The 25,019-nt window shown below is 69.7% G+C and carries 17 protein-coding genes; 12 read left to right on the forward strand and 5 right to left on the reverse strand.

What is annotated here, in order from left to right; genetic code table 11:
* Nucleotides 1-99: 99 nt before the first annotated feature.
* The 3 genes from WS57_RS13570 (at nt 100) to WS57_RS13580 (ending at nt 7,924) form a co-directional block, all read left to right on the forward strand.
* On the forward strand, nt 100-2,361 hold the full coding sequence (locus WS57_RS13570; RefSeq protein ID WP_059514726.1) for a primosomal protein N': 2,262 nt from the start codon (nt 100-102) through the stop codon (nt 2,359-2,361).
* Nucleotides 2,362-2,767: 406 nt separating this feature from the next.
* The gene (gene putA, locus WS57_RS13575) at nt 2,768-6,700 is read left to right on the forward strand and encodes a trifunctional transcriptional regulator/proline dehydrogenase/L-glutamate gamma-semialdehyde dehydrogenase (protein WP_069244408.1); all 3,933 of its coding nucleotides are present in this window, start codon (nt 2,768-2,770) and stop codon (nt 6,698-6,700) included.
* An 84-nt stretch (nt 6,701-6,784) separates the two neighbouring features.
* Entirely contained in the window at nt 6,785-7,924 is a 1,140-nt protein-coding gene (locus WS57_RS13580; RefSeq protein WP_009694020.1) for a branched-chain amino acid ABC transporter substrate-binding protein, read from the forward strand.
* 97 nt (nt 7,925-8,021) lie between these two features.
* Here WS57_RS13580 and WS57_RS13585 read toward each other — a convergent pair whose 3' ends face one another.
* Both WS57_RS13585 and WS57_RS13590 read right to left on the reverse strand, forming a co-directional pair.
* The gene (locus tag WS57_RS13585; protein WP_069244409.1) at nt 8,022-9,530 is read right to left on the reverse strand and encodes an AMP-binding protein; all 1,509 of its coding nucleotides are present in this window, start codon (nt 9,528-9,530) and stop codon (nt 8,022-8,024) included.
* Nucleotides 9,531-9,563: 33 nt separating this feature from the next.
* Nucleotides 9,564-11,216, reverse strand: coding sequence for an acyl-CoA dehydrogenase family protein (locus WS57_RS13590; protein ID WP_059478198.1), 1,653 nt, complete (start codon nt 11,214-11,216; stop codon nt 9,564-9,566).
* 120 nt (nt 11,217-11,336) lie between these two features.
* Here WS57_RS13590 and WS57_RS13595 point away from each other — a divergent pair, with 120 nt between their 5' ends.
* From WS57_RS13595 to WS57_RS13605, 3 genes are all read left to right on the forward strand, one after another.
* Nucleotides 11,337-12,005 carry a TetR/AcrR family transcriptional regulator gene (locus WS57_RS13595; RefSeq protein ID WP_069244410.1) on the forward strand — a complete coding sequence of 223 codons (669 nt, stop codon included), beginning with the start codon at nt 11,337-11,339 and terminating at the stop codon, nt 12,003-12,005.
* Between the two features lie 251 nt (nt 12,006-12,256).
* Nucleotides 12,257-13,411 (forward strand): pyridoxal phosphate-dependent aminotransferase, encoded by a 1,155-nt coding sequence (locus WS57_RS13600; protein ID WP_059603687.1) that lies wholly within the window; start codon nt 12,257-12,259, stop codon nt 13,409-13,411.
* Nucleotides 13,412-13,473: 62 nt separating this feature from the next.
* Nucleotides 13,474-14,259, forward strand: a complete 786-nt coding sequence (locus WS57_RS13605; RefSeq protein ID WP_040128673.1) for an ABC transporter substrate-binding protein — start codon at nt 13,474-13,476, stop codon at nt 14,257-14,259.
* Between the two features lie 28 nt (nt 14,260-14,287).
* Here the strand turns inward: WS57_RS13605 and WS57_RS13610 are convergent, their stop codons facing one another.
* Both WS57_RS13610 and cadR read right to left on the reverse strand, forming a co-directional pair.
* Nucleotides 14,288-14,860: a PadR family transcriptional regulator gene (locus WS57_RS13610; RefSeq protein ID WP_009687330.1), complete on the reverse strand. Its 573-nt coding sequence runs from the start codon at nt 14,858-14,860 to the stop codon at nt 14,288-14,290.
* 68 nt (nt 14,861-14,928) lie between these two features.
* The gene (cadR, locus tag WS57_RS13615; protein WP_009687329.1) at nt 14,929-15,360 is read right to left on the reverse strand and encodes a Cd(II)/Pb(II)-responsive transcriptional regulator; all 432 of its coding nucleotides are present in this window, start codon (nt 15,358-15,360) and stop codon (nt 14,929-14,931) included.
* A gap of 84 nt (nt 15,361-15,444) precedes the next feature.
* Here cadR and WS57_RS13620 point away from each other — a divergent pair, with 84 nt between their 5' ends.
* On the forward strand, nt 15,445-18,006 hold the full coding sequence (locus WS57_RS13620) for a heavy metal translocating P-type ATPase (RefSeq protein ID WP_069244411.1): 2,562 nt from the start codon (nt 15,445-15,447) through the stop codon (nt 18,004-18,006).
* Nucleotides 17,994-18,335, forward strand: coding sequence for a zinc ribbon domain-containing protein (locus WS57_RS13625; RefSeq protein WP_069244412.1), 342 nt, complete (start codon nt 17,994-17,996; stop codon nt 18,333-18,335). The genes WS57_RS13620 and WS57_RS13625 overlap by 13 nt, the downstream gene beginning before the upstream one ends.
* A gap of 90 nt (nt 18,336-18,425) precedes the next feature.
* Here the strand turns inward: WS57_RS13625 and WS57_RS13630 are convergent, their stop codons facing one another.
* A complete protein-coding gene (locus tag WS57_RS13630) occupies nt 18,426-19,316 on the reverse strand; it encodes an AraC family transcriptional regulator (RefSeq protein WP_069244413.1) in 891 nt (296 codons plus the stop codon).
* Between the two features lie 277 nt (nt 19,317-19,593).
* On the opposite strand from WS57_RS13630, the gene WS57_RS13635 reads away from it, so the two are divergent.
* From WS57_RS13635 to eutC, 4 genes are all read left to right on the forward strand, one after another.
* Nucleotides 19,594-21,057: a mechanosensitive ion channel gene (locus WS57_RS13635; protein WP_040126401.1), complete on the forward strand. Its 1,464-nt coding sequence runs from the start codon at nt 19,594-19,596 to the stop codon at nt 21,055-21,057.
* Nucleotides 21,058-21,255: 198 nt separating this feature from the next.
* Complete coding sequence (gene eat, locus WS57_RS13640; RefSeq protein WP_040126402.1) at nt 21,256-22,641, forward strand: ethanolamine permease; 1,386 nt, start codon at nt 21,256-21,258, stop codon at nt 22,639-22,641.
* Between the two features lie 91 nt (nt 22,642-22,732).
* On the forward strand, nt 22,733-24,130 hold the full coding sequence (locus WS57_RS13645; RefSeq protein ID WP_009694162.1) for an ethanolamine ammonia-lyase subunit EutB: 1,398 nt from the start codon (nt 22,733-22,735) through the stop codon (nt 24,128-24,130).
* Nucleotides 24,127-24,921, forward strand: coding sequence for an ethanolamine ammonia-lyase subunit EutC (gene eutC / locus WS57_RS13650; RefSeq protein WP_059514742.1), 795 nt, complete (start codon nt 24,127-24,129; stop codon nt 24,919-24,921). The genes WS57_RS13645 and eutC overlap by 4 nt, the downstream gene beginning before the upstream one ends.
* Nucleotides 24,922-25,019 lie beyond the last annotated feature (98 nt).

Below are 25,019 nucleotides of genomic sequence, written 5' to 3' on the forward strand. Positions count from 1 at the left end.
CTTAGCGCCGAATCTGAAGTTTTACTTTAAGTTCGCCGCCGCGATGCGGACGCGCGCGCAGGCCGTCTGCGCGACACCCGTCCCGACCGGAGCGCGGTGATGGACGGCACCTATCTGCGGGTTGCACTCGACCATCCGCTCGCGACGCTGTTCGACTATCGCTGCGACGTGCAGCCGGCGCCCGTGCCGGGCACGCTCGTGCAGGTGCCGTTCGGCAGGCGGCAGGCGGTTGGCCTCGTCTGCGAAGTGACGGCTCACACCGATGTGCCGCCGTCCCGGCTGCGCGCGATCGACGCAGTCTGCGCGGACCTGCCGCCGCTGTCGGCGGACTGGCTCGCGCTCGTGTCGTTCGCCGCCGACTACTACCAGCGCGGGCGCGGCGAAGTGGCGCTGCCGGCGCTGCCGCAGGCGCTGCGCGATGCCGGCCGCTGGGGCCGGCTGCTGGCGCCCGAGGTGCGCTACCGGCTGACCGAAGCCGGCCGCGGGGCGCTGCCCGATGCGCTGCCGGCGCGCGGAGCCGCGCTGCGCCGGCTCGCGCAGGCACTGGCCGACGCCGATGCGCTGACGCTGCCCGATGTGCGCGCGCTGCATCCGAAAGCGGCCGCGACGCTCGACGACTGGGCGGCGCGCGGCTGGGTCGACATCGCCGAAATCGGCTGGGCCGACGCGGCTGTGCCCAAGTCTGTGGACAAGCTGTCGACAACCGGTGGACAGGCTGTGCCGCCGGCCCTCACCGACCAGCAGGCCGAGGCGTTCGACGCGATCCGCGCGGCGCAGGGCTTCGCGCCGTTCCTGCTGCACGGCGTGACGGGCAGCGGCAAGACCGAGGTCTATCTGCAGGCGCTCGCATCGCTGCTCGACGCGCGGCCCGACGCGCAGGCGCTGGTGCTGGTCCCCGAAATCAACCTGACGCCGCAGTTCGAGGCGGCATTCCGCGCGCGTTTCGCGGGCGCGCTCGCCGACGATGCGATCGTCACGCTGCACAGCGGACTCGCCGAAGGCGAGCGTGCGCGCAACTGGCTCGCCGCGCATACGGGCCGCGCGCGGATCGTGCTCGGCACGCGTCTCGCGGTGCTCGCGTCGCTGCCGACGCTGGCGCTGATCGTCGTCGACGAGGAGCACGAGCCGGCGTACAAGCAGCAGGAAGGGCTGCGCTATTCGGCGCGCGATCTTGCCGTGTGGCGCGCCAAGCAGCTCGACATCCCGGTCGTGCTCGGCTCCGCGACGCCGTCGCTTGAAAGCTGGTGGCAGGCCGAGCAGGGGCGCTACACGCGGCTCACGCTGTCGCGCCGCGCGGTGGCCGACGCGACGCTGCCGGCCGTGCGGCTGATCGATCTCGAGGAGGAGCGGCGGCGCGGGCGCGCGTCGATGGGCGGGCTGTCGGGGCCGCTCGTCGCGGCGCTGAAGGCGCGGCTCGAGCGCGGCGAGCAAAGTCTCGTGTTCCTGAACCGGCGCGGCTATGCGCCGCAGCTCGCGTGCGACGCGTGCGGCTGGGTCGCGGGCTGCCCGCGCTGCAGCGCGTACGTGGTGCTGCACAAGCCCGAGCACGCGCTGCGCTGTCATCACTGCGGCTGGGAGGCGCGCATCCCGCGCTCGTGTCCCGAATGCGGGAACGTCGACATCGCGCCGCTCGGACGCGGCACGCAGCGCATCGAGGAATCGCTCGCCGAGGCGGTGCCGGGCGCGCGCGTGCTGCGCATCGACGCGGACAGCACGCGCCGCAAGGGCAGCGCGCAGGCGCTGTTCTCCGACGTGCACGCGGGCGAGGTCGACATCCTGGTCGGCACGCAGATGATCGCGAAGGGGCACGACTTCCAGCGCGTGTCGCTGGTCGGCGTGCTCAACGCCGATACGGCGCTGTTCTCGCACGACTTCCGCGCGAGCGAGCGGCTGTTCGCGCAGCTGATGCAGGTCAGCGGCCGCGCGGGGCGCGCCGGGCTGCCGGGCGAGGTGCTGGTGCAGACGCGCTATCCGCGTCATGCGCTGTACCACGCGCTCGCGCGGCACGATTACGTCGGCTTCGCGAATTCGACGCTCGGCGAGCGCCGCGACGCGCACCTGCCGCCGTTCGTCTACCAGGCCCTGCTGCGCGCCGAAGCGCGCACGCTCGACGCGGCGCTCGCGTTCCTGCAGCAGGCCGCGGCTGCGCTGCCGGGGCTGCCGGGCGCCGATCGCGTGACGGTCTACGACGCGGTGCCGATGACGATCGTCAAGGTCGCCAACGTGCACCGCGCGCAGCTGCTGCTCGAAAGCGCGTCGCGCGCCGCGCTGCAGCATGCGCTGCGCGCATGGCAGCCCGAGCTGCGCGCGCTGAAGGGCGTGCTGCGCTGGAGCGTCGAGGTCGACCCGCTCGATATCTGATCCGCGATATCTGATCCGATCCGGACGACGCGAGCGCGCGGCGCGCTGCGTGTTGCGACGGCGGGGTTCGCCGCCGTCACGCGTCCTGCCCCGCTGCCATCCGTTATTGCCGGTTTTCCCTCTCTCTCGCAGCCCGCGCCGACGCGCGCAGTGCAACCGTTTTCATCGACCGGCGTCCGTCCCGACGGTTGCACACCCCCGCCGGATTCGTCCGATCAGGGAAAACACCGATCCCCGCACCGCGGGCAACCCCTAGGTTGCAACCCTGTAAGCCTTTGATTATATTGATCAACCTCCCGGTGCAACCCGTCTTGAAATTCGGTTGCACCTTTTTATTGCGTGCCGTAGGATTTCGCGCATCCTCTCACGTCATTTCGCCGGACTCGCGCCGGCACACGAACCCACCATGGCAAGCACGACCCTCGGCGTCAAAGTCGACGACCTTCTCCGCTCGCGCCTGAAAGACGCGGCCACGCGTCTCGAACGCACGCCCCACTGGCTGATCAAGCAGGCGATCTTCGCGTATCTCGAACGGATCGAGCACGGCCAGCTGCCGCCCGAACTGTCCGGTCACAGCGGCGTCGCGGATCTCGCCGACGGTCAGGCCGCGGACGGCGACGACGACAACTCCCCGCACCCGTTCCTCGAATTCGCGCAGAACGTGCAGCCGCAGTCGGTGTTGCGCGCGGCGATCACGGCCGCGTATCGCCGTCCCGAACCGGAATGCGTGCCGTTCCTGCTCGGCCAGGCGCGGCTGCCCGCCAACCTGCAGGCGGACGTGCAGGCCCTCGCGACCCGGCTGGTCGAGGCGCTGCGCGAGAAAAGCTCGGGCGGCGGCGTCGAAGGGCTGATCCACGAGTTCTCGCTGTCGAGCCAGGAAGGCGTCGCGCTGATGTGCCTCGCCGAAGCGCTGCTGCGCATCCCCGATCGCGCGACGCGCGACGCGCTGATCCGCGACAAGATCAGCAAGGGCGACTGGCGCTCGCACGTCGGCCATGCGCCGTCGCTGTTCGTGAACGCGGCGACCTGGGGCCTGATGATCACCGGCAAGCTCGTCACGACCAACAGCGAAGCGGGCCTGTCGTCGGCACTGACGCGCCTGATTGGCCGCGGCGGCGAGCCGCTGATCCGCAAGGGCGTCGACATGGCGATGCGCCTGATGGGCGAGCAGTTCGTCACGGGCGAGACGATTTCCGAAGCGCTCGCGAACAGCCGCAAGTACGAGGCGCGCGGCTTCCGCTATTCGTACGACATGCTCGGCGAAGCGGCGACGACCGAAGAGGACGCGCAGCGCTATTACGCGTCGTACGAGCAGGCGATCCACGCGATCGGCAAGGCGGCCGGCGGCCGCGGCATCTATGAGGGCCCCGGCATCTCGATCAAGCTGTCGGCGCTGCACGCGCGCTACTCGCGCTCGCAGCAGGACCGCACGATGAGCGAGCTGCTGCCGCGCGTGCGCGCGCTGGCGCTGCTCGCGCGCCGCTACGACATCGGCCTGAACATCGACGCGGAAGAAGCCGACCGGCTCGAGCTGTCGCTCGACCTGCTCGAAGCGCTATGCTTCGATCCCGAGCTTGCGGGCTGGAACGGCATCGGCTTCGTCGTGCAGGGCTACCAGAAGCGCTGCCCGTTCGTGATCGACTACCTGATCGATCTCGCGCGCCGCAGCCGCCATCGCCTGATGATCCGCCTCGTGAAGGGCGCGTACTGGGATACCGAGATCAAGCGGGCGCAGGTCGACGGCCTCGAAGGCTATCCGGTCTACACGCGCAAGATCTACACCGACGTGTCGTACCTCGCGTGCGCGAAGAAGCTGCTCGCGGCGCCCGACGCGGTCTACCCGCAGTTCGCGACGCACAACGCGTACACGCTCGCCGCGATCTATCACCTGGCCGGCCAGAACTACTACCCGGGCCAGTACGAATTCCAGTGCCTGCACGGCATGGGCGAGCCGCTGTACGAGGAAGTGACGGGCCGCGACAAGCTGAATCGTCCGTGCCGCGTGTACGCGCCGGTCGGCACGCACGAAACGCTGCTCGCGTATCTGGTGCGCCGCCTGCTCGAAAACGGCGCGAACACGTCGTTCGTGAACCGCATCGCCGACAAGTCGGTGTCGGTGAAGGAACTGATCGCCGATCCGGTCGACGAGGCGTCGAAGGTCGTGCCGCTCGGCGCGCCGCACGCGAAGATCCCGCTGCCGCGCAACCTGTACGGCGACGAGCGTCCCAATTCGATGGGCCTCGACCTGTCGAACGAGCATCGTCTCGCGTCGCTGTCGTCCGCGTTGCTCGCGAGCGCGCATCACCCCTGGCGCGCGGCGCCGATGCTGGCCGACGACACGCTCGCCGACGCGCCGGCCCGCGACGTGCGCAATCCGGCGGACCAGCGCGACGTGGTCGGCACCGTCAGCGAGGCGACGGCCGAGCACGTCAGCGCGGCGCTCGCGCACGCGGTGGCCGCCGCGCCGATCTGGCAGGCGACGCCGGTCGATGCGCGCGCCGACTGCCTGGTGCGCGCGGCCGATCTGCTCGAAGCGCAGATGCACACGCTGATGGGCCTGATCGTGCGCGAAGCGGGCAAGTCGCTGCCGAACGCGATCGCCGAGATCCGCGAAGCGGTCGACTTCCTGCGCTATTACGCGGCGCAGATCCGCGGCGAATTCTCGAACGACACGCATCGTCCGCTCGGGCCGGTGGTCTGCATCAGCCCGTGGAACTTCCCGCTCGCGATCTTCATGGGCCAGGTCGCCGCCGCGCTGGCGGCCGGCAACACGGTGCTCGCGAAGCCGGCCGAGCAGACCCCGCTGATCGCCGCGCAGGCCGTGCGCCTGCTGCGCGAGGCCGGCGTGCCGGCCGGCGCGGTGCAGCTGCTGCCGGGCGACGGCGAGACCGTCGGCGCGGCGCTGGTCGCCGATCCGCGCACGCGTGCGGTGATGTTCACGGGCTCGACCGAGGTCGCGCGCCTGATCAACAAGACGCTGTCCGCGCGCCTCGACCCGGACGGCAAGCCGATTCCGCTGATCGCCGAAACGGGCGGCCAGAACGCGATGATCGTCGATTCGTCGGCGCTCGCGGAGCAGGTCGTCGCGGACGTGATGCAGTCGTCGTTCGACTCGGCCGGTCAACGATGTTCGGCGCTGCGCGTTCTGTGTCTGCAGGACGATGTCGCGGACCGCACGCTGACGATGCTGAAGGGCGCGATGCAGGAGCTCACGCTCGGCAACCCCGATCGCCTGTCGACGGACGTCGGCCCGGTGATCGACGCCGACGCGAAGCGCACGATCGACGCGCACGTCGCGGCGATGAAGGACAAGGGCCATGCGGTCACGCAGCTGCCGGCGCCCGAGGCGTGCGCGCACGGCACCTTCGTGCCGCCGACGCTGATCGAGATCGGCAGCATCGACGAGCTGAAGCGCGAAGTGTTCGGCCCCGTGCTGCACGTGGTGCGCTATCGCCGCAGCCAGCTCGACAAGCTGCTCGAACAGATCCGCGCGACCGGCTACGGGCTGACGCTCGGCATCCACACGCGGATCGACGAGACGATCGCGCACGTGATTTCGCGCGCGCACGTCGGCAACATCTACGTGAACCGCAACGTGATCGGCGCGGTGGTCGGCGTGCAGCCGTTCGGCGGCGAAGGGCTGTCGGGCACGGGCCCGAAGGCCGGCGGCGCGCTGTACCTGCAGCGCCTGCTCGCGACGCGTCCGTCGGGCCTGCCGCGCTCGCTCGCGCAGACGCTGATCGCGGACGGCACGGTCGAGGGCGACCAGCGCCAGCATCCGGCGGCGGCGCTGACCGCGCTGCGCGACTGGCTGATCGAGCAGCGCGAGCCGGCGCTGGCCGCGCGCTGCGACGGCTATCTCGCGCAGGTGCCGGCCGGCGCGACCGCGGTGCTGACCGGGCCGACGGGCGAGCGAAACACGTATACACTCGGCCCGCGCGGCACGGTGCTGTGTGTCGCGGCGACGCCGTCCGGCGCGCGCGCGCAGTTCGCGGCGGTGCTGGCGACCGGCAACCGCGCGCTGTTCGCCGGCGCGGCGGGCGAGGCGCTGGCGGCCGCGCTGCCGGCCGCGCTGAAGGCGCACGCGGCGGTGCGCAAGCAGGCCGATGCGGCGTTCGACGCGGTGCTGTTCGAAGGCGACAGCGACGAGCTGCAGACGCTGGTGAAGGACGTCGCGCAGCGGCCGGGCCCGATCGTGTCGGTGCAGGGCGTGTCGGTGGGCGCGTTCGAGAACGGCGACGCGGAGGACTACGCGCTCGAGCGGCTGCTGACCGAGCGTTCGGTGAGCGTGAACACGGCCGCGGCGGGCGGCAATGCGAATTTGATGACGATCGGCTGACCATCCTTGCCGCTCGGATCAAACAAAGGAAGCGGCAAGGCGATCCCGAAGCCGCTCCACTTACCCTGGTACCAAGGAGATGCTATGCAACACACGATGAAAAAGCTGGCAGGCGCGACGTTCGTCGCGGTCATGTCGCTGGCGGGGACGGCTCATGCGGATGACGTGAAGATCGGTTACGCAGGGCCGATGACGGGCGCGCAGGCGCACTACGGCAAGGATATGCAGAACGGGATCGTGCTCGCGCTCGACGATTTCAACGCGACCAACCCGAAGATCGGCGGCAAGCCGGTGAAGTTCGTGCTCGACACGCAGGACGACCAGGCCGACCCGCGCACCGGCACGACGGTCGCGCAGAAGCTCGTCGACGACGGCATCAAGGGCATGCTCGGCCACTTCAACTCGGGCACGACGATCCCGGCCTCGCGCATCTACGCGAACGCGGGCATCCCGGAAATCGCGATGGCGACCGCGCCCGAGTACACGCAGCAAGGCTACAAGACGACCTTCCGCATGATGACGTCCGACACGCAGCAGGGCTCGGTGGCGGGCACCTTCGCGTCGAAGGATCTCGGCATGAAGAAGATCGCGATCGTCGACGACCGCACGGCCTACGGCCAGGGTCTCGCCGACCAGTTCGAGAAGGCCGCGAAGGCCGGCGGCGCGACGATCGTCGACCGCGAATTCACGAACGACAAGGCGGTCGACTTCAAGGCGATCCTGACCAAGCTGAAGGCCGCGAAGCCGGACCTCGTCTACTACGGCGGCGCGGATTCGCAGGCGGCGCCGATGGTCAAGCAGATGAAGGCGCTCGGCATCACCGCGCCGCTGATGAGCGGCGAAATGGTGAAGACGCCGACCTTCCTGAAGATCGCGGGCAACGCGGCCGAAGGCACGATCGCATCGCTGGCCGGCCTGCCGCTGGAAGAAATGCCGGGCGGCAAGGCTTACGCGGACAAGTACAAGAAGCGCTTCGGCGAGGACGTGCAGACCTACTCGCCGTACGCGTACGACGGCGCGATGGCGATGCTCAACGCGATGAAGAAGGCCGATTCGACCGATCCGGCGAAGTACCTGCCGGTGCTCGCGAAGACCGACATGGCGGGCGTCACGTCGACGCACGTCGCGTACGACGCGAAGGGCGACCTGAAGAACGGCGGCATCACGATGTACAAGGTCGAGAAGGGCGAGTGGAAGCCGCTGAAGAGCATCGGCGGCAAATAAGCATTGCGCGTGTTGCGGGCGGCGGCGATGTGCCGTCGTCCGGCATGCCGGTAAAAGCCATCGGGCCGTTCGGTCCGGTGGCTTTTTTACCGGGATGCTAGTCCGGCTGCTTGCGCAGCAGGAACTTCTGCAGCTTGCCGGTCGGCGTGCGCGGCAGCGCCTGCGCGAACCTGAACTCGCGCGGGATCTTGTACGCGGCGAGCCGTTCGCCGCAGAACGCACGCAGCGCGTCCGCGTCGGCCGCCGCGTTCGCGCGCATCACGACATGCGCGACGACCGTTTCGCCCCACTCGGGATGCGGGACGCCGACCACGGCCGCCTCGGCGATGTCCGGGTGCGCGCCGAGCACGTCTTCCACTTCCTTCGAATAGACGTTTTCGCCGCCGGTCACGATCATGTCCTTCAGCCGGTCGACGATGAACAGATAGCCATCCTGATCGATCCGCGCGATGTCGCCGGTGCGGTACCAACCGCCCGGCTCGAATGCGGCGCGCGTCGCGGCCGCGTCGTCGAGATAGCCGAGCATCATGCTGTCGGTCTTCAGCCAGATCTCGCCGCTTTCGCCGGGCTGCGCGTCGACGCCGTCGAGCCGCACCACGCGCAGGTCGACGCCCGGGCCGCCGTGCCGGCCGATCGAGCCGGCCTTCGCGATCTGCTCGTCCGGATACAGCGTCGTGCCGGCCGGGCCCGTCTCCGTCATGCCGTACACCTGGAAGAACGCGTCGCTGCGGTATGCGCGCGCGAGCCGTTCGGCCTGCGCCGCGCCGATCGGGCCGCCGCCGTACAGCCATGCGCGCACGCTCGACAGGTCGAACGCGGCGAAGCCGTCGATCGTGTCGAGCGGCAGCGTGTACGACACCGGCGCGCCGAAATACAGCGTGATGCGCTCGCGCTCGACTGCCTGCAGGAAACGCAGCGGATGGTATTCGCGCAGCAGCACGACGGTGCCGCCCGCGACCAGCGTGCCGCCGAACCAGTTGTTCAGCGGCGACGAATGCCAGATCGGCATCGCCATCAGCGTGCGCTCGTTGCGGCCGATGCCGATCGCGAGCGCCGCCGACATCGCCGCGAACGTCACCGTGCGATGGCTGTGCACGCAGCCCTTCGGGCGGCCCGTGGTGCCGGACGTGTAGAGGATCTGCGCGACGTCGCCGTCGGCGGGCTCGATGCCCGCGAGCCCGTCCATCGCCGCGCACATCGCGTCGAAGCCCGGCACGCCGTCGAGTTCGCCCTCGGTCACGAGCTGCCGCGCCGGGTGCACGATGCGTTCGACCACCGGCGCGAGCGCCACGTCGAACAGCAGCACCTTGCTGCGGCTGTGTTCGAGCACGTAGTCGACTTCCGGCGCCTGCAGCTTGTGATTGATCGGCACGAACGCCGCGCCGAGCCGCCACGCGCCGAACATCAGGTCGACGAAGGCCGGCGTGTTGAAGCACATCGCGGCGACGCGGTCGCCGGCCGCGACGCCGAGCGCGCTGAGTACCGCGGCCGCGCGATGCGAGCGCTCGCGCGCGGCGGCATAGGTGATCGTCTCGGATTCGCTGACGAGGAACGGCTTGCCGGGCGTCGCGCGGGCGGCGCGGTCGAGGGCGGCGACGAGGTTCATCGGGGCTCCTGAGCGAAGGGGCGGGGTGCGGCGTCAGGCCGGATACGCGCGCTGCAGCAGCGCGGCGACGTCGAGCGCGCGCGGCTCGAAGCCGCCCGCGACGCGGCCCCAGTCCGGCGCGGCGAGCCGCGTCGCGATGAACGCGTCGGCGACGGCTGCAGGCGCGTCGCGGCGCAGCAGGCACGCCTGTGCGACCAGCGCGAGCCGCTGCGCGAATACGCGGCCCGACGCCTCGAGCGTGTCGGCCGGCGCGGCCAGCATCGCGCGCAGCGCGTCGAGCGCCGCGCGGATCCGCGGTTCGCCGGCGCCGAGGTCGGACAGCTCCGCGAGCAGCGCGGCGGCCGCGTCGGGCTCGCGCGACACGGCGCGCAGCACGTCGAGGCACATCACGTTGCCCGAGCCTTCCCAGATCGAATTGACCGGCGCCTCGCGGAACAGCCGCGCGATCGGGCCGTCGTCGACGTAGCCGTTGCCGCCGAACACTTCCATCACTTCGCCGGTCAGCTCGACCGCGCGCTTGCAGACCCAGAATTTCGCGGCGGGCGTGACGATCCGCTTCCACGCGCGTTCGCGCGGCGAGTCGTCGCGCTCGAACGCGTCGGCCAGGCGCATCGCGAGCACGAGCGCGGCCTCGCTTTCGAGCGCGAGATCGGCGAGCACGGTGCGCATCAGCGGCTGCTCGGCAAGCGCGCGGCCGAACGCGTGGCGCTGCCGCGTATACGCGATCGCCTGTACGACGCCCTGGCGCAGCATCGCCGCGCTGCCGAGCACGCAGTTCAGCCGCGTGTAGGTCGCCATCTCGATGATGGTCGGAATGCCGCGGCCTTCGTCGCCGAGCATGATGCCCCACGCGTCGTTCAGCTCGATTTCGCTGCTCGAGTTGCTGCGGTTGCCGACCTTGTTCTTCAGGCGCTGGATCTCGACCGCGTTCTTCGTGCCGTCCGGCCGCCAGCGCGGCACGTAGAAGCACGACGGGCTGCCGGCCTCGGTGCGCGCGACGACGAGGTGCGCATCGCACATCGGCGCGGAGAAGAACCACTTGTGCCCGCGCAGCCGGTATTCGCCGCCGCGCCCGCCCGCGCCGACCGGCGTCGCGAGCGTCGTGTTCGCGCGCACGTCGGAGCCGCCCTGTTTCTCGGTCATGCCCATGCCGAACCAGATCGAGCGCTTGTCGGCGATCGGCACGTCGCGCGGATCGTAGTCGTCGCTGTAGAGCCTGTCGCGCAGCAGCGCCCACAGCGCGGGTTCCTTCTGCAGCACGGGGATCGCGGCCTGCGTCATGGTCGCCGGGCACAGCGTGCCGGCCTCGATCTGGCCGTGCAGATAGAAGCCGGCCGCGGTCGCGGCCCAGCGGCCGGGACGCGCGTCGCGAAACGCGAGCGACACGAAGCCCTGGTTGCGATACAGGCCGAGCAGTGCATGCCAGGCGGGATGGAACTCGACGCGGTCGATGCGCCGGCCGCGCCGGTCGAAGATGTTCGGTTCCGGCGGGTGCCGGTTCGCTTCGTCCGCGAGCCGGGCCGTCTCGGCGCTGCCGAGCCGGGCGCCGTACGCGTCGAGCTGCGGCGCGGCCCAGTCGGCGCCGGCGCGCGCGAGCGCGTCGCGCAGCGCGAGATCCGTCGTGAAGAGGTTATAGTCGACCAGTTCGTCGAACTGGTTCGTGACGGCGTGGGTCGGTTCGGTCATCGAGCTGTCTCCGGTCTCGTGCGGCGCGAGCGGCCGCCCGCCGGCCGCGCCGCAGGCGTCGCGGCGCTTGCGCCGGCGCCGCGTAAAACGCGTTCCCTGTTGAATTCCAGAGTAGCAAATATGCCGCCGCGACATGTTCAGGTTCCGGCGCCGCCCGGCCAGCCGGCGGCGCAACCCTCGCCCGCCTTGCGCCGCCGGCCGCGCCAGTCGCGTGCGCAGGCGAGTTCCGACGCGCTCCAGCAGGCGTTCGTTCAGCTTTTGCGCGAGCGCGGCTACGCGAAGGCGACGATCCGCGAGATCGCGGCCGTCGCCGGCGTGAGCGTCGGCACCTTCTACGAATACTTCGGCGACAAGCAGAGCCTCGCGGCGCTGTGCATCCACCGCCACGTGCTGGCGATGGCCGAGCGGCTGCGTGCGGCCGCGCAGGCGCTGCACGGCGCGCCGCGCGCCGAACTGGCCGCGGCGCTCGTCGACCTGCAGATCGACGTGATCGGCGCCGATGCGCCGCTGTGGAGCGCGCTGTTCGCGCTGGAGCGGCAGGTGTCGCCGCTTGCCGCGTATCGCCGGCACTACGACGCCTATGTCGCGCTGTGGCGCGACGCGCTCGCGCATGCGGCCGACCCGCCGCTGGCCGCCCGGCTCGACGGGCTTGCGCGGATGGCGCAGACGGTCTGCTACGGCGGGATCTCGCAGGCGCTGCTGACGCTCGGGCCCGCACTCGACTTCGCCGCGCTGCGCGGCGAGCTGCAGGCGGTGATGCGCGCGTATCTGGCGGCGGCCGATGCCTGACGGCGCCTGACGGCGCAGCGGCGCGCGCCGGTGCGCGGCGCGCCCGGCCGGCGGAAATGCCTGATTCGCATGCCTGGCCGGCAGTCAGGCCTTTTCGTCGGATGCTTTGTCGCTAGTGCCATGAGAAAAATGCATGGCTGGCATGACGAAGTTTCGTTTGTCGGCCGATATTGGCTGGGGCTAAATCATGCGGCAGGCAGCGTCCCGCGAGATCGCGCGGGGGCGGCCTGGAGGACATCTGGAGGAGACTCATGCGAAGCGCCACCGCGCCCCGTTCGAAATTGCCCGACGTCGGGACGACGATCTTCACGGTCATCGGCCAGCTCGCCGCGCAGCACGATGCATTGAACCTGTCGCAGGGCGCGCCGAATTTCGCGCCCGATCCGGCGCTCGTCGAAGGCGTCGCGCGCGCGATGCGCGACGGGCACAACCAGTACGCGCCGATGGCCGGGCTCGCATCGCTGCGCGAGCGGCTCGCGGAAAAGACCGAGGCGCTGTACGGCGCGCGCTACGATCCGGCGACCGAGGTCACGGTGATCGCGAGCGCGAGCGAAGGGCTGTACGCGGCGATCAGCGCGCTCGTGCATCCGGGCGACGAGGTGATCTATTTCGAGCCGTCGTTCGACAGTTATGCGCCGATCGTGCGGATGCAGGGCGCGACGCCGGTCGCGATCAAGCTGTCGCCAGCGCACTTCCGCGTGAACTGGGACGAAGTCGCCGCGGCGATCACGCCGCGCACGCGGATGATCATCGTGAACACGCCGCACAACCCGACCGCGACCGTGTTCTCGGCCGACGATCTCGCCCGGCTCGCGCAGCTCACGCGCGATACCGGCATCGTGGTCCTGTCCGACGAGGTCTACGAGCACGTCGTGTTCGACGGCGCGCGGCACCAGAGCATGGCGCGGCATCGCGAGCTGGCGGAGCGCAGCGTGATCGTGTCGTCGTTCGGCAAGTCGTTCCACGTGACGGGCTGGCGGGTCGGCTACTGCGTCGCGCCGGCCGAGCTGATGGACGAGATCCGCAAGGTGCACCAGTTCATGGTGTTTGCGGCCGACACGCCGATGCAGGTCGCGTTCGCGGAAATCCTCGCGCGGCCGGACAGCTATCTCGGGCTGTCGGCGTTCTACCAGGCCAAGCGCGATTTGCTCACGCGCGAGCTGGCCGATTCGCGCTTCGAGCTGCTGCCGAGCGAAGGCTCGTTCTTCATGCTCGCGCGCTTCCGGCACTTCTCGGACGAGCGCGACAGCGATTTCGTGCTGCGCCTGATCCGCGATGCGCGCGTCGCGACGATTCCGCTGTCGGCGTTCTATACCGACGGCACCGACGCGGGCGTGATCCGGCTCAGTTTCTCGAAGGACGATGCGACGCTGGTCGAAGGTGCGCGGCGCTTGCGGACGGTGTAGATGAACGGGTTGCGACGGGGCGTTCAGGCGCCGACTCGTACCAAACGACAATGGAGATCACGATGCATACGAAAACCTTGAAACTGGCGTTTGCGCTGGCCTGCGCGATCGGCTCCGGCGCCGCTGTCGCCGACGCGCAGACGCTGCGCTTCGGCCTCGAGGCGCAATATCCGCCGTTCGAATCGAAGGCGCCGAACGGCGATCTGCAGGGCTTCGACATCGATGTCGGCAACGCCGTGTGCCGGACCGCGAAACTCAGCTGCAAATGGGTCGAGACGTCGTTCGACGGGCTGATTCCCGCACTGAAGGGACGCAAGTTCGATGCGATCAACTCGGCGATGAACGCGACCGAGCAGCGCCGCCAGGCGATCGACTTCACGACGATCATCTACCGTGTGCCGACGCAGCTGATCGCCCGCACCGACAGCGGCCTGCTGCCGACGCCCGAATCGCTGAAGGGCAAGCGCGTCGGCGTGCTGCAGGCGTCGATCCAGGAAACCTACGCGAAAGCGCACTGGGAGCCGGCCGGCGTGTCGGTCGTCGCGTACCAGGACCAGAACCAGGCGTATGCGGATCTCGTGTCGGGCCGCCTCGACGCGACGCTCGTGCTCGCGCCGGCCGGCCAGCGCGGCTTCCTGTCGCGTCCGGACGGCAAAGGCTTCTCGTTCGTCGGTCAGCCCGTGCGCGACGACAGGATCCTCGGCAGCGGCATCGCGTTCGGCCTGCGCAAGGGCGACGACGCGCTGAAGTCGAAGCTCGACGCGGCAATCGACAAGCTGAAGGCCGACGGCACCGTGAAGTCGCTCGGCCAGAAGTACTTCGGCAATATCGACATCTCCGCGCAGTAAGCGGCGACGCGCGCGCGAAATCGCGCGCTCAGCCGTCGACCCAGCGCAGCGCGCCGATCTTCAGATGCTCGACGACGCTGCGCGCCCAGTCGAGCTCCGCATTGAGCAGCACCAGCGCATGCTCGTTCTGCAGCAGGAACAGGCGCGGCACCTGGTCGGCCTGCGCGCGGTTGCGCAGCGCTTCGAGACGCGCGCGCTCGGCCTCCAGTGCGACGATGCGGCGTTCGAGCTGGTGACGTGCGTCTTCGGCGTCGAGCAGCGGCAGGAACGCGAGCCCGGCGCCGAACGCCGGGAATTCGCGCGCGGGTTCGGCCAGCAGCGCGTGCAGCCACGCCTGCCCGGCCGTATGCCCGGCTTCGGTGAGCGTGTAGAGCGTGCGCTCCGGAAATGCGCCGTCGCGCTCGGTATCGTGAACGGCGATCAGGCCGTCGCGCAGCAGCCGCTCGATCGTCTGATAGAGGCTCGTGCGCTGCCGGACGTTGACGACTTCGTCGTACCCGCGCGCCTTCAGTTGCTGCAGCATTCCGTACGGATGCATCGGCGTTTCGGTGAGCGTCGCGAGGACCGCGAGCGCAAGCGGAGACGGGCGGCTTGCAGGCATGAATAGTCTATCTATATCTAGTTATGATATGACTAGTATCGATCAGACTATCTTGTTTTACAAGGGTTTCAGCCAAGGTGCGAGCGCTTCGCGGCCGGCGCGACGGTTTCCATCGTCGCGAGGCCGTGCACGATTCCGCAATCCTCGACCGAATGCTCGCCGACGCACTGGCGGCGCAACTCGGTGAGCTGTTCGCGCAGATGCGTGAGTTCCGCGAGGCGCGCGTCGACGTGGCCGATGTGTTCGTCGAGCAATGCGTTGATCGAATCGCAGCGGTCGGCCGGCGCATCGGTCAGCCGCAGCAGCGCGCGGATCTCGTCGTGCGCCATGTCGAGCGCGCGGCAGTTGCGGATGAAGCGCAGCCGTTCCAGATGCACGTCCGTGTAGTTGCGGTAGTTCGCATCGGTGCGCTGCGCATCGGGCATCAGACCCTCCTTCTCGTAGAAGCGGATCGTTTCCGGCGTGCAGCGGGCCGCCTTGGCCAGTTCGCCGATCTTCATGACCTTTCTCCCGTGTAAGGGTTGACCTTGTAGTGGCTTCAAGGTGTTAACTCTACACCGTCAAGCCATTGAAGGAGATTCGTGATGACCGACGCGCTGCGTTCCCGCGATCCGCACCCCCGCGATGCCGACGGCACCGATACGTGCTGCGTCGCCGCGTGCGACGCGCAGGCGGCGACTGCTGCCGCCGACGCGACGCCGGCCGCAGGCGGGCATGCACACGACGGCGGCGCGTGCGGCCATTCGGGCGCACCGGGGCGCGATCACGTCCACGGCAAGGGGCACGATCGAGCGTGCGGCGACGGCTGCTCGCAAGCCGCACTCGACGATCCTGGTCACGACCACGACCACGACCACGACCACGACCACGACCACGACCACGACCACGACCACGACCACGCGGCCGGCGCCTGCTGCGCGCCCGCGCCGCTGACGCTGGCCCCGCTGCCGGCCGCGCAGGCGACCGCCTCGGGCCGCGTGCGCTCGGCGTTCCGGATCATGCAGATGGACTGCCCGACCGAGGAAACGCTGATCCGCAAGAAGCTCGGCGCGATGCGCGAGGTGTCGGCGCTCGAATTCAACCTGATGCAGCGGATGCTGAGCGTCGAGCACGTACCCGGCGCGCAGGCCGCGATCGAAACCGCGATCCGCTCGCTCGGGATGACGCCGGAGGCCGCGGCGGCCGATGCGCCGGCGTCGCCGGCCCCCGCCGCACCCGCGAAGCCGTGGTGGCCGCTCGCGCTGGCCGGTGCGATGGCGATCGCGTCCGAAGCCGCGAGCTGGGCCGGGCTGCCGGTATGGCTGTCGGCGGCGCTCGCGCTCGCGGCGGTGCTCGCCTGCGGGCTCACCACCTACCGCAAGGGCTGGATCGCGATTCGCAACGGCAACCTGAACATCAATGCGCTGATGAGCATCGCGGTGACGGGCGCGATGGCGATCGGCCAGTGGCCGGAAGCCGCGATGGTGATGGTGCTGTTCACGATCGCCGAGCTGATCGAGGCGAAGTCGCTCGACCGCGCGCGCAACGCGATCCAGGGGCTGATGCGGCTAGCGCCCGATACCGCGACCGTGCGCGATGCCGACGGCTCATGGCGCACGATCGAGGCCGCGCGGGTCGCGCTCGGTGCGATCGTGCGCGTGAAGCCGGGCGAGCGGATCGGGCTGGACGGCGAGGTCGTCGACGGCCGCTCGACGGTCAACCAGGCGCCGATCACCGGCGAAAGCCTGCCGGTCGAAAAGACCGCCGGCGACGCGGTGTACGCCGGCACGATCAACGAAGCGGGCTCGTTCGAGTACCGCGTGACGGCCGTCGCGGCCAACTCGACGCTGGCGCGCATCATCCACGCGGTCGAGGAGGCGCAGGGCGCGAAGGCGCCGACGCAGCGCTTCGTCGACCAGTTCGCGCGCGTCTACACGCCGATCGTGTTCGCGGTCGCGCTGCTGGTCGCGGTGGCGCCGCCGCTCGTCGCGGGCGGCGCGTGGCACGACTGGATCTACCGAGCACTGGTGCTGCTCGTGATCGCGTGCCCGTGCGCGCTGGTGATCTCCACGCCCGTGACGATCGTGTCCGGCCTCGCGGCCGCGGCGCGGCGCGGGATTCTCGTGAAGGGCGGCGTCTATCTCGAAGAAGGGCGCAAGCTCGCGTGGCTCGCGCTCGACAAGACCGGCACGATCACGCACGGCAAGCCGGTGCAGACCGATTTCGACGCGCAGGCGGCCGAGCTCGATCCCGCGCGCGTGCGGCAGCTGGCGGCGAGCCTTGCCGCGCGCTCGGATCACCCGGTCTCGCAGGCGATCGCAGCCGCGGCGCGCGCCGCGCAAACGGCAGCCTTCGCCGATGTGCAGGACTTCGAAGCGTTGCTCGGGCGCGGCGTGCGCGGCACGATCGACGGCGCGCGCTACTGGCTCGGCAATCACCGGCTCGTCGAGGAGCTCGGGCGCTGCTCGCCGGCGCTCGAAGCGAAGCTCGACGTGCTCGAGCGGCAGGGCAAGAGCGTCGTGATGCTGATCGACGACGCGCGCGTGCTCGGCATCTTCGCGGTGGCCGACACGATCAAGGACACGAGCCGCGCGGCGATTGCCGAGCTGCACGCGCTCGGCATCCGCACCGCGATGCTGACCGGCGACAACCCGCATACCGCGCAGGCGATCGCGCAGCAGGCCGGCATCGACGACGCGCGCGGCAATCAGCTGCCCGAGGACAAGCTCGCGGCCGTCGACGAACTGGCCGCCGGCGGCGCGGGCGCGGTCGGGATGGTCGGCGACGGGATCAACGACGCGCCGGCGCTCGCGCGCGCCGACATCGGCTTCGCGATGGGCGCGATGGGCACCGACACGGCGATCGAGACGGCCGACGTCGCGCTGATGGACGACGACCTGCGCAAGATTCCCGCCTTCGTGCGGCTGTCGCGCGCGACGCATCGCGTGCTGGTGCAGAACATCGGTTTCGCGCTCGGCGTGAAGCTCGTGTTCCTCGGGCTGACCGTCGCCGGGCTCGGCACGATGTGGATGGCCGTGTTCGCCGATGCGGGCGCGAGCCTGATCGTCGTCGGCAACGGCTTGCGGCTGCTGTCGTCGTCGCGCGCGTTCGGCGACGCGCGGGCGCAGCGCCGAGACGCGCGAAGGAGCGGACGATGGGTTTCCTGAAGCGGATCCTGGGCGGCCACGGCGGCGGCCATCGAAGCGGCGGTCACGGCGCCGGACACGATGACGGTCACCACGGCAGCCGGCGCGGCCACGACGAACGCGGCCGCGACCGTCAAGGCTGGGGCTGGCAGGTGCCGGGCGGCGACGTCGAGGCCAATGCGCCGCTGCGCCAGCTCGCGTGCGCCGGCTGCGGCGCGCTCAATGCGGCCGACGCACGCTTCTGCGCGCAATGCGGCGCCGCGCAGCGCGGCAAGGCGTGCGGCCGCTGCCATTCGGCGCTGGCCGCCGATGCACGGTTCTGCCCGTCGTGCGGCATGCAGGCCGGTTAGGCCGCTTCACCGGGCCCCGCATCGGCGCGAACTGCCGCCGAACCCGAGCGGGCCGGCAATAACGCCCGCACCCGCTCCCCGGCCCTTCGCTCACCGCAGCGGCAAATGAATCTCCGTGCGCAGGTCGGCCGGCGCCGCCTCCATCGGCGTGTTCAGGTACAGCTCGAACGGCGGCGCGTCGGCGGCTTCGCGGCCCGAATGACGCAGCCAGTCGCCATACAGCCACTGATAGGCGGTCTTCAGGTCCGCGTACGGCCCCGTATGCAGCAGCACCGCGTATTCGCCGCCGGCCACCGTCACGCGTTCGACGGGCGGCTCGGGCTCGACGTCCGGCGCGCCGTCGGCCGGCACGAAGCACGCTTGCGCGCGCAACTGCGCTTCGGGCGTCGTGTCCGGATCGTCGTGGAAGATCCCGATCATCTTCGCGCCGGGGCCGATCAGCCCGTGCTGGCCGACCCATGCGCCGATCCGCATGAACGCGTTGCTGACCTTCATGTACGACCCGGTGTGGGATACCGCGTAGCCATGCAGCTCCGGCAGGCGCCGGATCTCGACTTCATGCTTGAACATGTCTGCCTCTCCTCTCTGTAGCGGATAAACGGGGCGGTGGACGCCCGTGCGCCGATGCTGCGCGCGCGGCACGCCGTACGCGTCGCGAAACGCGCGTGCGAACGCATGCGTCGAGCCGTAGCCGGCGCGCCGGGCGATCTCGTCGATCGGGCGCGCGGTGCAGACCAGATCCTCGGACGCCCGCACGATCCGCATCCGCCGCACCGTCATCAGGATCGACTCGCCGTACAGCGCGCGATAGACGCGATGCCAGTGATACGGCGACAGGCACGCGATGTCGGCGAGCCGGTTCAGGTCGAGCGTGTCGTCGAGATGGGTGCCGATGTAGTCGTGCACGCGCGCGAGGCGCGCCGCATAGCGCATCCAGCACGGCGTTTCGGCTTTCGACCCCGTCGTCGTTTCGGCATCCATCGTCGCGTCCCGGCAAGAGGGGCTGCCACGTTAGCACGGGGCAATCGGACAAATCTTGCTGAAATGCGTAGCGGTCCATTCGAACCGTCCCCTTTTATTTTCCAGAAAATGGGTCTCGTACCTCGGGATTGATGACTAAAGTTAAAAGACGGTGAAATCGGGTGATCGCGTCATTTTTCTCGGGTAAGTTGCTCGGACGGAGCAGCAGGCTTTTTCGAAGTACGCAGGTAGTTCGTCGATGTTCAATCGCAACACCACGTTTTCGGGAGAAGAAGAAATGGATGCTTCCAGCTTCATCACGTCGCTGCAGACCACGCTGGGCGGATATCTGCCCAAGATCGCCGGCGCGATCGGCATCCTGGTGATCGGCTGGCTGATCGCCGTTGCGGTGCGGGCCGGCGCGTTGCGCCTGCTCGGTGCGCTGAAGGTCGACCAGCGCATCAACGAAAGCACCGGCCAGGGCGCATGCGTCGAGCGCATCATCGCCGGCGGCCTGTTCTGGCTGATCCTGCTGGTCACCGCGGTGGGCATCTTCAACGTGCTCAACCTGTATGCGGTGTCCAATCCGTTCTCGCTGCTCGTCACGCATATCGTCAACTACCTGCCGAACCTGATCGGCGGCGCGGCGCTGACGCTGATCGCGTGGCTGATCGCGTCGCTGCTGCGCAGCCTCGCGAACCGCGCGCTGAAGGCGAGCCGGATCGACGACAAGTTGTCGGAAGGCGCGGGCATGCGGCCGATGAGCGGCTATCTCGGCGACGTGCTGTTCTGGCTCGTGATCCTGATGTTCCTGCCGGCGATCCTGTCGTCGTTCGCGCTGTCGGGCCTGCTGTCGCCCGTGCAGGGGATGGTCGACAAGCTGCTCGCGATCGTGCCGAACCTGTTCGCGGCCGCGGTGATCGGCGTCGTCGGCTGGATCGTCGCGCGCGTGCTGCGCGGCCTCGTGACGAACCTGCTGGTCGCGGCCGGCGCCGACCGCCTCACGCAGCGTCTCGACAGCCCGACGCCGGTGCGCGTGTCGAGCCTCGTCGGCACCATCGTCTACGTGTTCGTGTTCGTGCCGACGCTGATCTCGGCGCTCGACGCGCTGAAGATCGACGCGATCTCGGTGCCGGCCACCAACATGCTGAACCAGTTCCTCGGCGCGGTGCCCGACATCGTCGCGGCGATCGTGATCGTGCTGGTCACGTTCTACTTCGCCCGCTTCGTCGCGTCGCTCGCGCAGAGGCTGCTCGAAACCGCCGGCGTCGACGGGCTGCCGGCCGTGCTCGGCGTCGAGCGCGTGTTCTCGGGGATGCTGCAGCCGTCGGTGCTGGTCGCGCGGCTGATCGTGTTCTTCGCGATGCTGTTCGCCACGGTCGAGGCCGCGAACCGGCTCGGCTTCACGCAGGTACGCGACGTCGTCACGCTGTTCATCGAATTCGGCGGCCACGTTCTGATGGGCGGCGTGATCCTCGTGATCGGCGTGTGGCTCGCGGGCCTCGCGCGCCGCGTGATCGAGCAGGCCGATCGCGAGCACAGCGTGCTGTTCGCGCGCATCGCGCAATTCGCGATCCTCGGCCTCGTGTTCGCGATGGGGCTGCGCGCGATGGGCATCGCCAACGAGATCGTGCAGCTCGCGTTCGGGCTCGTGCTCGGCGCGATCGCGGTGGCCGTCGCGCTGTCGTTCGGCCTCGGCGGCCGCGAGGCCGCGGGCAAGCTGCTCGATCGCTGGTTCAACCAGCGCGGCGGCGGCCAGTAACCGGCAGGCGCCGCGCACGCGCACGGCAGGCGGCGGCTCGGGCCGCCGCGCTTGCCGTCGCTGGCGCGGCGATCGTTTCCGTCAGCGAAACGTCAGCCGCCGTCTTTGCCGAATTTCGATAACACGTCGAATAATGACTCTCTAGCATCGATTCTCAGTCGCGCAGGCCGCAGGTCTGGCGCTCTTGAGGAGAGTCCGATGAAAGCAGAGTCGAAAGGCCAGCCCGCGCTGCAGCAGACGCTCGGGACCTGGCAATTGTGGGGCATCGCGGTCGGCCTCGTGATCTCCGGCGAATACTTCGGCTGGAGCTACGGCTGGGCGAGCGCCGGCACGCTCGGGTTCGTGATCACCGCGCTGTTCGTCGCGGCGATGTATACGACCTTCATCTTCAGTTTCACCGAGCTGACGACGTCGATCCCGCACGCGGGCGGCCCGTTCGCGTATGCGCGCCGCGCGTTCGGCCCGGCCGGCGGCTATCTCGCGGGCGCCGCGACGCTCGTCGAATTCGTGTTCGCGCCGCCGGCGATCGCGCTCGCGATCGGCGCATACCTGCACGTGCAGTTCCCGGGCCTCGAACCGAAGCACGCGGCGATGGGCGCGTATCTCGTGTTCATGGCGCTGAACATCGTCGGCGTGCAGATCGCGGCGACCTTCGAACTCGTCGTCACGCTGCTCGCGATCTTCGAGCTGCTGGTGTTCATGGGCGTCGTGTCGCCGGGTTTCGCGTGGAGCAATTTCACGAAGGGCGGCTGGGCCGGCGCCGATCATTTCAGCGTCGGCGCGTTCCACGGGATGTTCGCGGCGATCCCGTTCGCGATCTGGTTCTTCCTCGCGATCGAAGGCGTCGCGATGGCCGCCGAGGAAGCGAAGAATCCGAAGCGCTCGATCCCGATCGCGTATGTGGCGGGGATCCTGACACTCGTCGCGCTGGCGATCGGCGTGATGGTGTTCGCCGGCGGCGCGGGCGACTGGACCAAGCTCGCGAACATCAACGATCCGCTGCCGCAGGCGATGAAGTACATCGTCGGCGCAAACAGCGGCTGGATGCACATGCTGGTCTGGCTCGGGCTGTTCGGGCTGGTCGCGTCGTTCCACGGGATCATCCTCGGCTATTCGCGCCAGATCTTCGCGCTGGCCCGCGAAGGCTACCTGCCCGAATGGCTCGCGAAGGTGCATCCGCGCTTCAGGACGCCGTATCGCGCGATCCTCGCGGGCGGCGTGGTCGGCATCGCGGCGATCTACAGCGACGAGCTGATCCAGTTCGGCGGCCAGACGCTGACCGCGAACATCGTGACGATGTCGGTGTTCGGCGCGATCGTGATGTATATCGTCAGCATGGCCGCGCTGTTCAAGCTGCGCCGCTCGCAGCCGAACCTGGCGCGCCCGTTCCGCGCACCGCTGTACCCGCTCTTTCCGGCCTTCGCGATCGTCGCGGCGCTCGTCTGCCTCGGTACGATGGTGTACTTCAACGGCCTCGTCGCGCTGGTGTTCGTCGTGTTCCTCGCGCTCGGCTATGCGTACTTTCTCGCCACGCGTGCGCAGCGCGCGGCGAACGCGCCGGCCGACGCGCTGCTGGAGGATTGAGCATGACGAAACTGAACGGCCGTTCCTGACGGCATCGGCGCGCCCGGTCGCAGCGGGCGCGCCGCCGGTTTTTGGCAAGGAGACACGCACGATGTCCTACACGGAGACGATCGGCCCGCGCACGTACCGTTTCGCGGACCTGAAGACGCTGCTCGCGAAGGCGAGCCCGCTGCGCTCCGGCGACCAGCTCGCCGGCGTCGCGGCGGCGAGCGAGGAGGAGCGCGTCGCCGCGAAGATCGCGCTGGCGGCCGTGCCGCTGCGCGCGTTCCTGAACGAAGCGCTGATTCCGTACGAGGACGACGAGGTGACGCGGCTGATCGTCGACGATCACGACGCGGCCGCGTTCGCGGAAATCTCGCACCTGACCGTCGGCGATTTCCGCAACTGGCTGCTGTCGCCCGCGGCCGACGGCGCGGCGCTCGAGCGCATCGCGCCGGGCCTCACGCCCGAGATGGTCGCGGCGGTATCGAAGCTGATGCGCAACCAGGACCTGATCGCGGCCGCGCGCAAGCGCCGCGTCGTCACGCGCTTTCGCAACACGGTCGGGCTGCCGGGCCGGATGTCGGTGCGGCTGCAGCCGAACCATCCGACCGACGACGTGAAGGGGATCGCCGCGTCGATGCTCGACGGGCTGATGTACGGCTGCGGCGACGCGATGATCGGCATCAACCCGGCCACCGACAGCCTCGCGGCGATCGTCAAGCTGCTCGCGATGATCGACGCGTTCCGCGAACGCTATCGCGTGCCGACGCAGTCCTGCGTGCTCACGCACGTGACCAACACGATCGCGGCGATCGACAAGGGCGCGCCGGTCGACCTCGTGTTCCAGTCGATCGCCGGTACCGAAAAGGCGAACGCGAGCTTCGGGATCTCGCTCGCGCTGCTTGGCGAGGCGCGCGAAGCCGCGTTGTCGCTCAGGCGCGGCACGGTCGGCGACAACCTGATGTATTTCGAGACCGGGCAGGGCAGCGCGCTGTCCGCGAACGCGCATCACGGCGTCGACCAGCAGACCTGCGAGGTGCGTGCATACGCGGTCGCGCGCAAGTTCGAGCCGTTCCTCGTGAACACGGTGGTCGGCTTCATCGGGCCCGAATATCTGTACGACGGCAAGCAGATCATTCGCGCGGGGCTCGAGGATCACTTCTGCGGCAAGCTGCTCGGCGTGCCGATGGGCTGCGACATCTGCTACACGAACCACGCGGAAGCCGACCAGGACGACATGGATACGCTGCTGACGCTGCTCGGCGCGGCCGGCATCAACTTCATCATGGGGATTCCGGGCGCCGACGACGTGATGCTGAACTACCAGAGCACGTCGTTCCACGATCAGCTCTATGTGCGCGAGGTGCTCGGGCTGCGCCGCGCGCCCGAGTTCGAGGAATGGCTGGAGGCGATGGAGATCGCCGACGCGCACGGCGCGCTGCGCGCTGCGACGTCCCGCGTGCCGCTGCTCGCGGGGGCGAACGACTGGATGGGGCTGTCAGCATGAGCGATGCCGTCGAACGAAACCCGTGGGGCGAGCTGAAGGCGTTCACGAATGCGCGGATCGCGCTCGGCCGCGCGGGCAACAGCCTGCCGACCGCGCCGCTGCTCGCGTTCAACCTGTCGCACGCGCAGGCGCGCGACGCGGTGCACCAGCCGCTCGACGCGGACACGCTGCGCCGCGAGATCGAGGCGGCCGGCCTGCTGCCGACGCTCGGCGTGCAAAGCGCCGCGCCGGATCGCGACCACTATCTGCGCCGGCCCGATCTCGGCCGCAAGCTGTCGGACGACAGCCGCGGGCTGCTGGCCGGCTACGGCGCGGCGCTCGACGACGCGCCCGACCTGGTGTTCGTGGTCGGCGACGGCCTGTCGGCGTTCGCGGCCGCGAAGCAGGCACTGCCGCTGCTGCAGGCGGTGCGGCCGCGGCTCGACGCGGACGGCTGGCGGATCGGCCCGGTGGTGGTCGCGAAGCAGGCGCGCGTCGCGCTCGGCGACGAGATCGGCGAGCTGCTGCGCGCGAAGGCCGTCGCGATGCTGATCGGCGAGCGGCCGGGGCTCAGCTCGCCGGACAGCCTCGGCGTGTACCTGACGTGGGCGCCGAAGGTCGGCTGCCACGACGCGCTGCGCAACTGCATCTCGAACGTGCGGGCCGAAGGGCTGCCGCACGACGCGGCCGCGCACAAGCTGCACTACCTGCTCACGCATGCGCGCCGGCTCGGGCTCACGGGCGTCGGGCTCAAGGACGACAGCGACGCGCTGCTGCCGGGCGAGCCGGCGGAGCGGATCGCGGCGGGGTAGCGGCCCGGGGCGTGCGCCGCGGCGGTCGGCCGGACCGCGGCAGCCCGGCGGCATGCCGCGGCGGCGGCGAGAACGGGCGGCGCGGCCGGCCCTACCGT

It is taken from the genome of Burkholderia pseudomultivorans (genome assembly GCF_001718415.1).
Taxonomy (GTDB): domain Bacteria; phylum Pseudomonadota; class Gammaproteobacteria; order Burkholderiales; family Burkholderiaceae; genus Burkholderia; species Burkholderia pseudomultivorans_A.

Excerpts from the sequence above, each read along its gene's own strand:
- WS57_RS13590 (WP_059478198.1), bottom strand. The coding sequence starts at position 11,216 with ATGACCGAACCGACCCACGCCGTCACGAACCAGTTCGACGAACTGGTC.
- WS57_RS13600 (WP_059603687.1), top strand. The coding sequence starts at position 12,257 with ATGCGAAGCGCCACCGCGCCCCGTTCGAAATTGCCCGACGTCGGGACG.
- putA (WP_069244408.1), top strand. The coding sequence starts at position 2,768 with ATGGCAAGCACGACCCTCGGCGTCAAAGTCGACGACCTTCTCCGCTCG.
- eutC (WP_059514742.1), top strand. The coding sequence starts at position 24,127 with ATGAGCGATGCCGTCGAACGAAACCCGTGGGGCGAGCTGAAGGCGTTC.
- WS57_RS13570 (WP_059514726.1), top strand. The coding sequence starts at position 100 with ATGGACGGCACCTATCTGCGGGTTGCACTCGACCATCCGCTCGCGACG.
- WS57_RS13610 (WP_009687330.1), bottom strand. The coding sequence starts at position 14,860 with ATGCCTGCAAGCCGCCCGTCTCCGCTTGCGCTCGCGGTCCTCGCGACG.
- WS57_RS13630 (WP_069244413.1), bottom strand. The coding sequence starts at position 19,316 with ATGGATGCCGAAACGACGACGGGGTCGAAAGCCGAAACGCCGTGCTGG.
- WS57_RS13595 (WP_069244410.1), top strand. The coding sequence starts at position 11,337 with ATGCCGCCGCGACATGTTCAGGTTCCGGCGCCGCCCGGCCAGCCGGCG.
- cadR (WP_009687329.1), bottom strand. The coding sequence starts at position 15,360 with ATGAAGATCGGCGAACTGGCCAAGGCGGCCCGCTGCACGCCGGAAACG.
- WS57_RS13635 (WP_040126401.1), top strand. The coding sequence starts at position 19,594 with ATGGATGCTTCCAGCTTCATCACGTCGCTGCAGACCACGCTGGGCGGA.
- WS57_RS13625 (WP_069244412.1), top strand. The coding sequence starts at position 17,994 with ATGGGTTTCCTGAAGCGGATCCTGGGCGGCCACGGCGGCGGCCATCGA.
- WS57_RS13620 (WP_069244411.1), top strand. The coding sequence starts at position 15,445 with ATGACCGACGCGCTGCGTTCCCGCGATCCGCACCCCCGCGATGCCGAC.
- WS57_RS13585 (WP_069244409.1), bottom strand. The coding sequence starts at position 9,530 with ATGAACCTCGTCGCCGCCCTCGACCGCGCCGCCCGCGCGACGCCCGGC.
- WS57_RS13645 (WP_009694162.1), top strand. The coding sequence starts at position 22,733 with ATGTCCTACACGGAGACGATCGGCCCGCGCACGTACCGTTTCGCGGAC.
- WS57_RS13605 (WP_040128673.1), top strand. The coding sequence starts at position 13,474 with ATGCATACGAAAACCTTGAAACTGGCGTTTGCGCTGGCCTGCGCGATC.
- eat (WP_040126402.1), top strand. The coding sequence starts at position 21,256 with ATGAAAGCAGAGTCGAAAGGCCAGCCCGCGCTGCAGCAGACGCTCGGG.
- WS57_RS13580 (WP_009694020.1), top strand. The coding sequence starts at position 6,785 with ATGCAACACACGATGAAAAAGCTGGCAGGCGCGACGTTCGTCGCGGTC.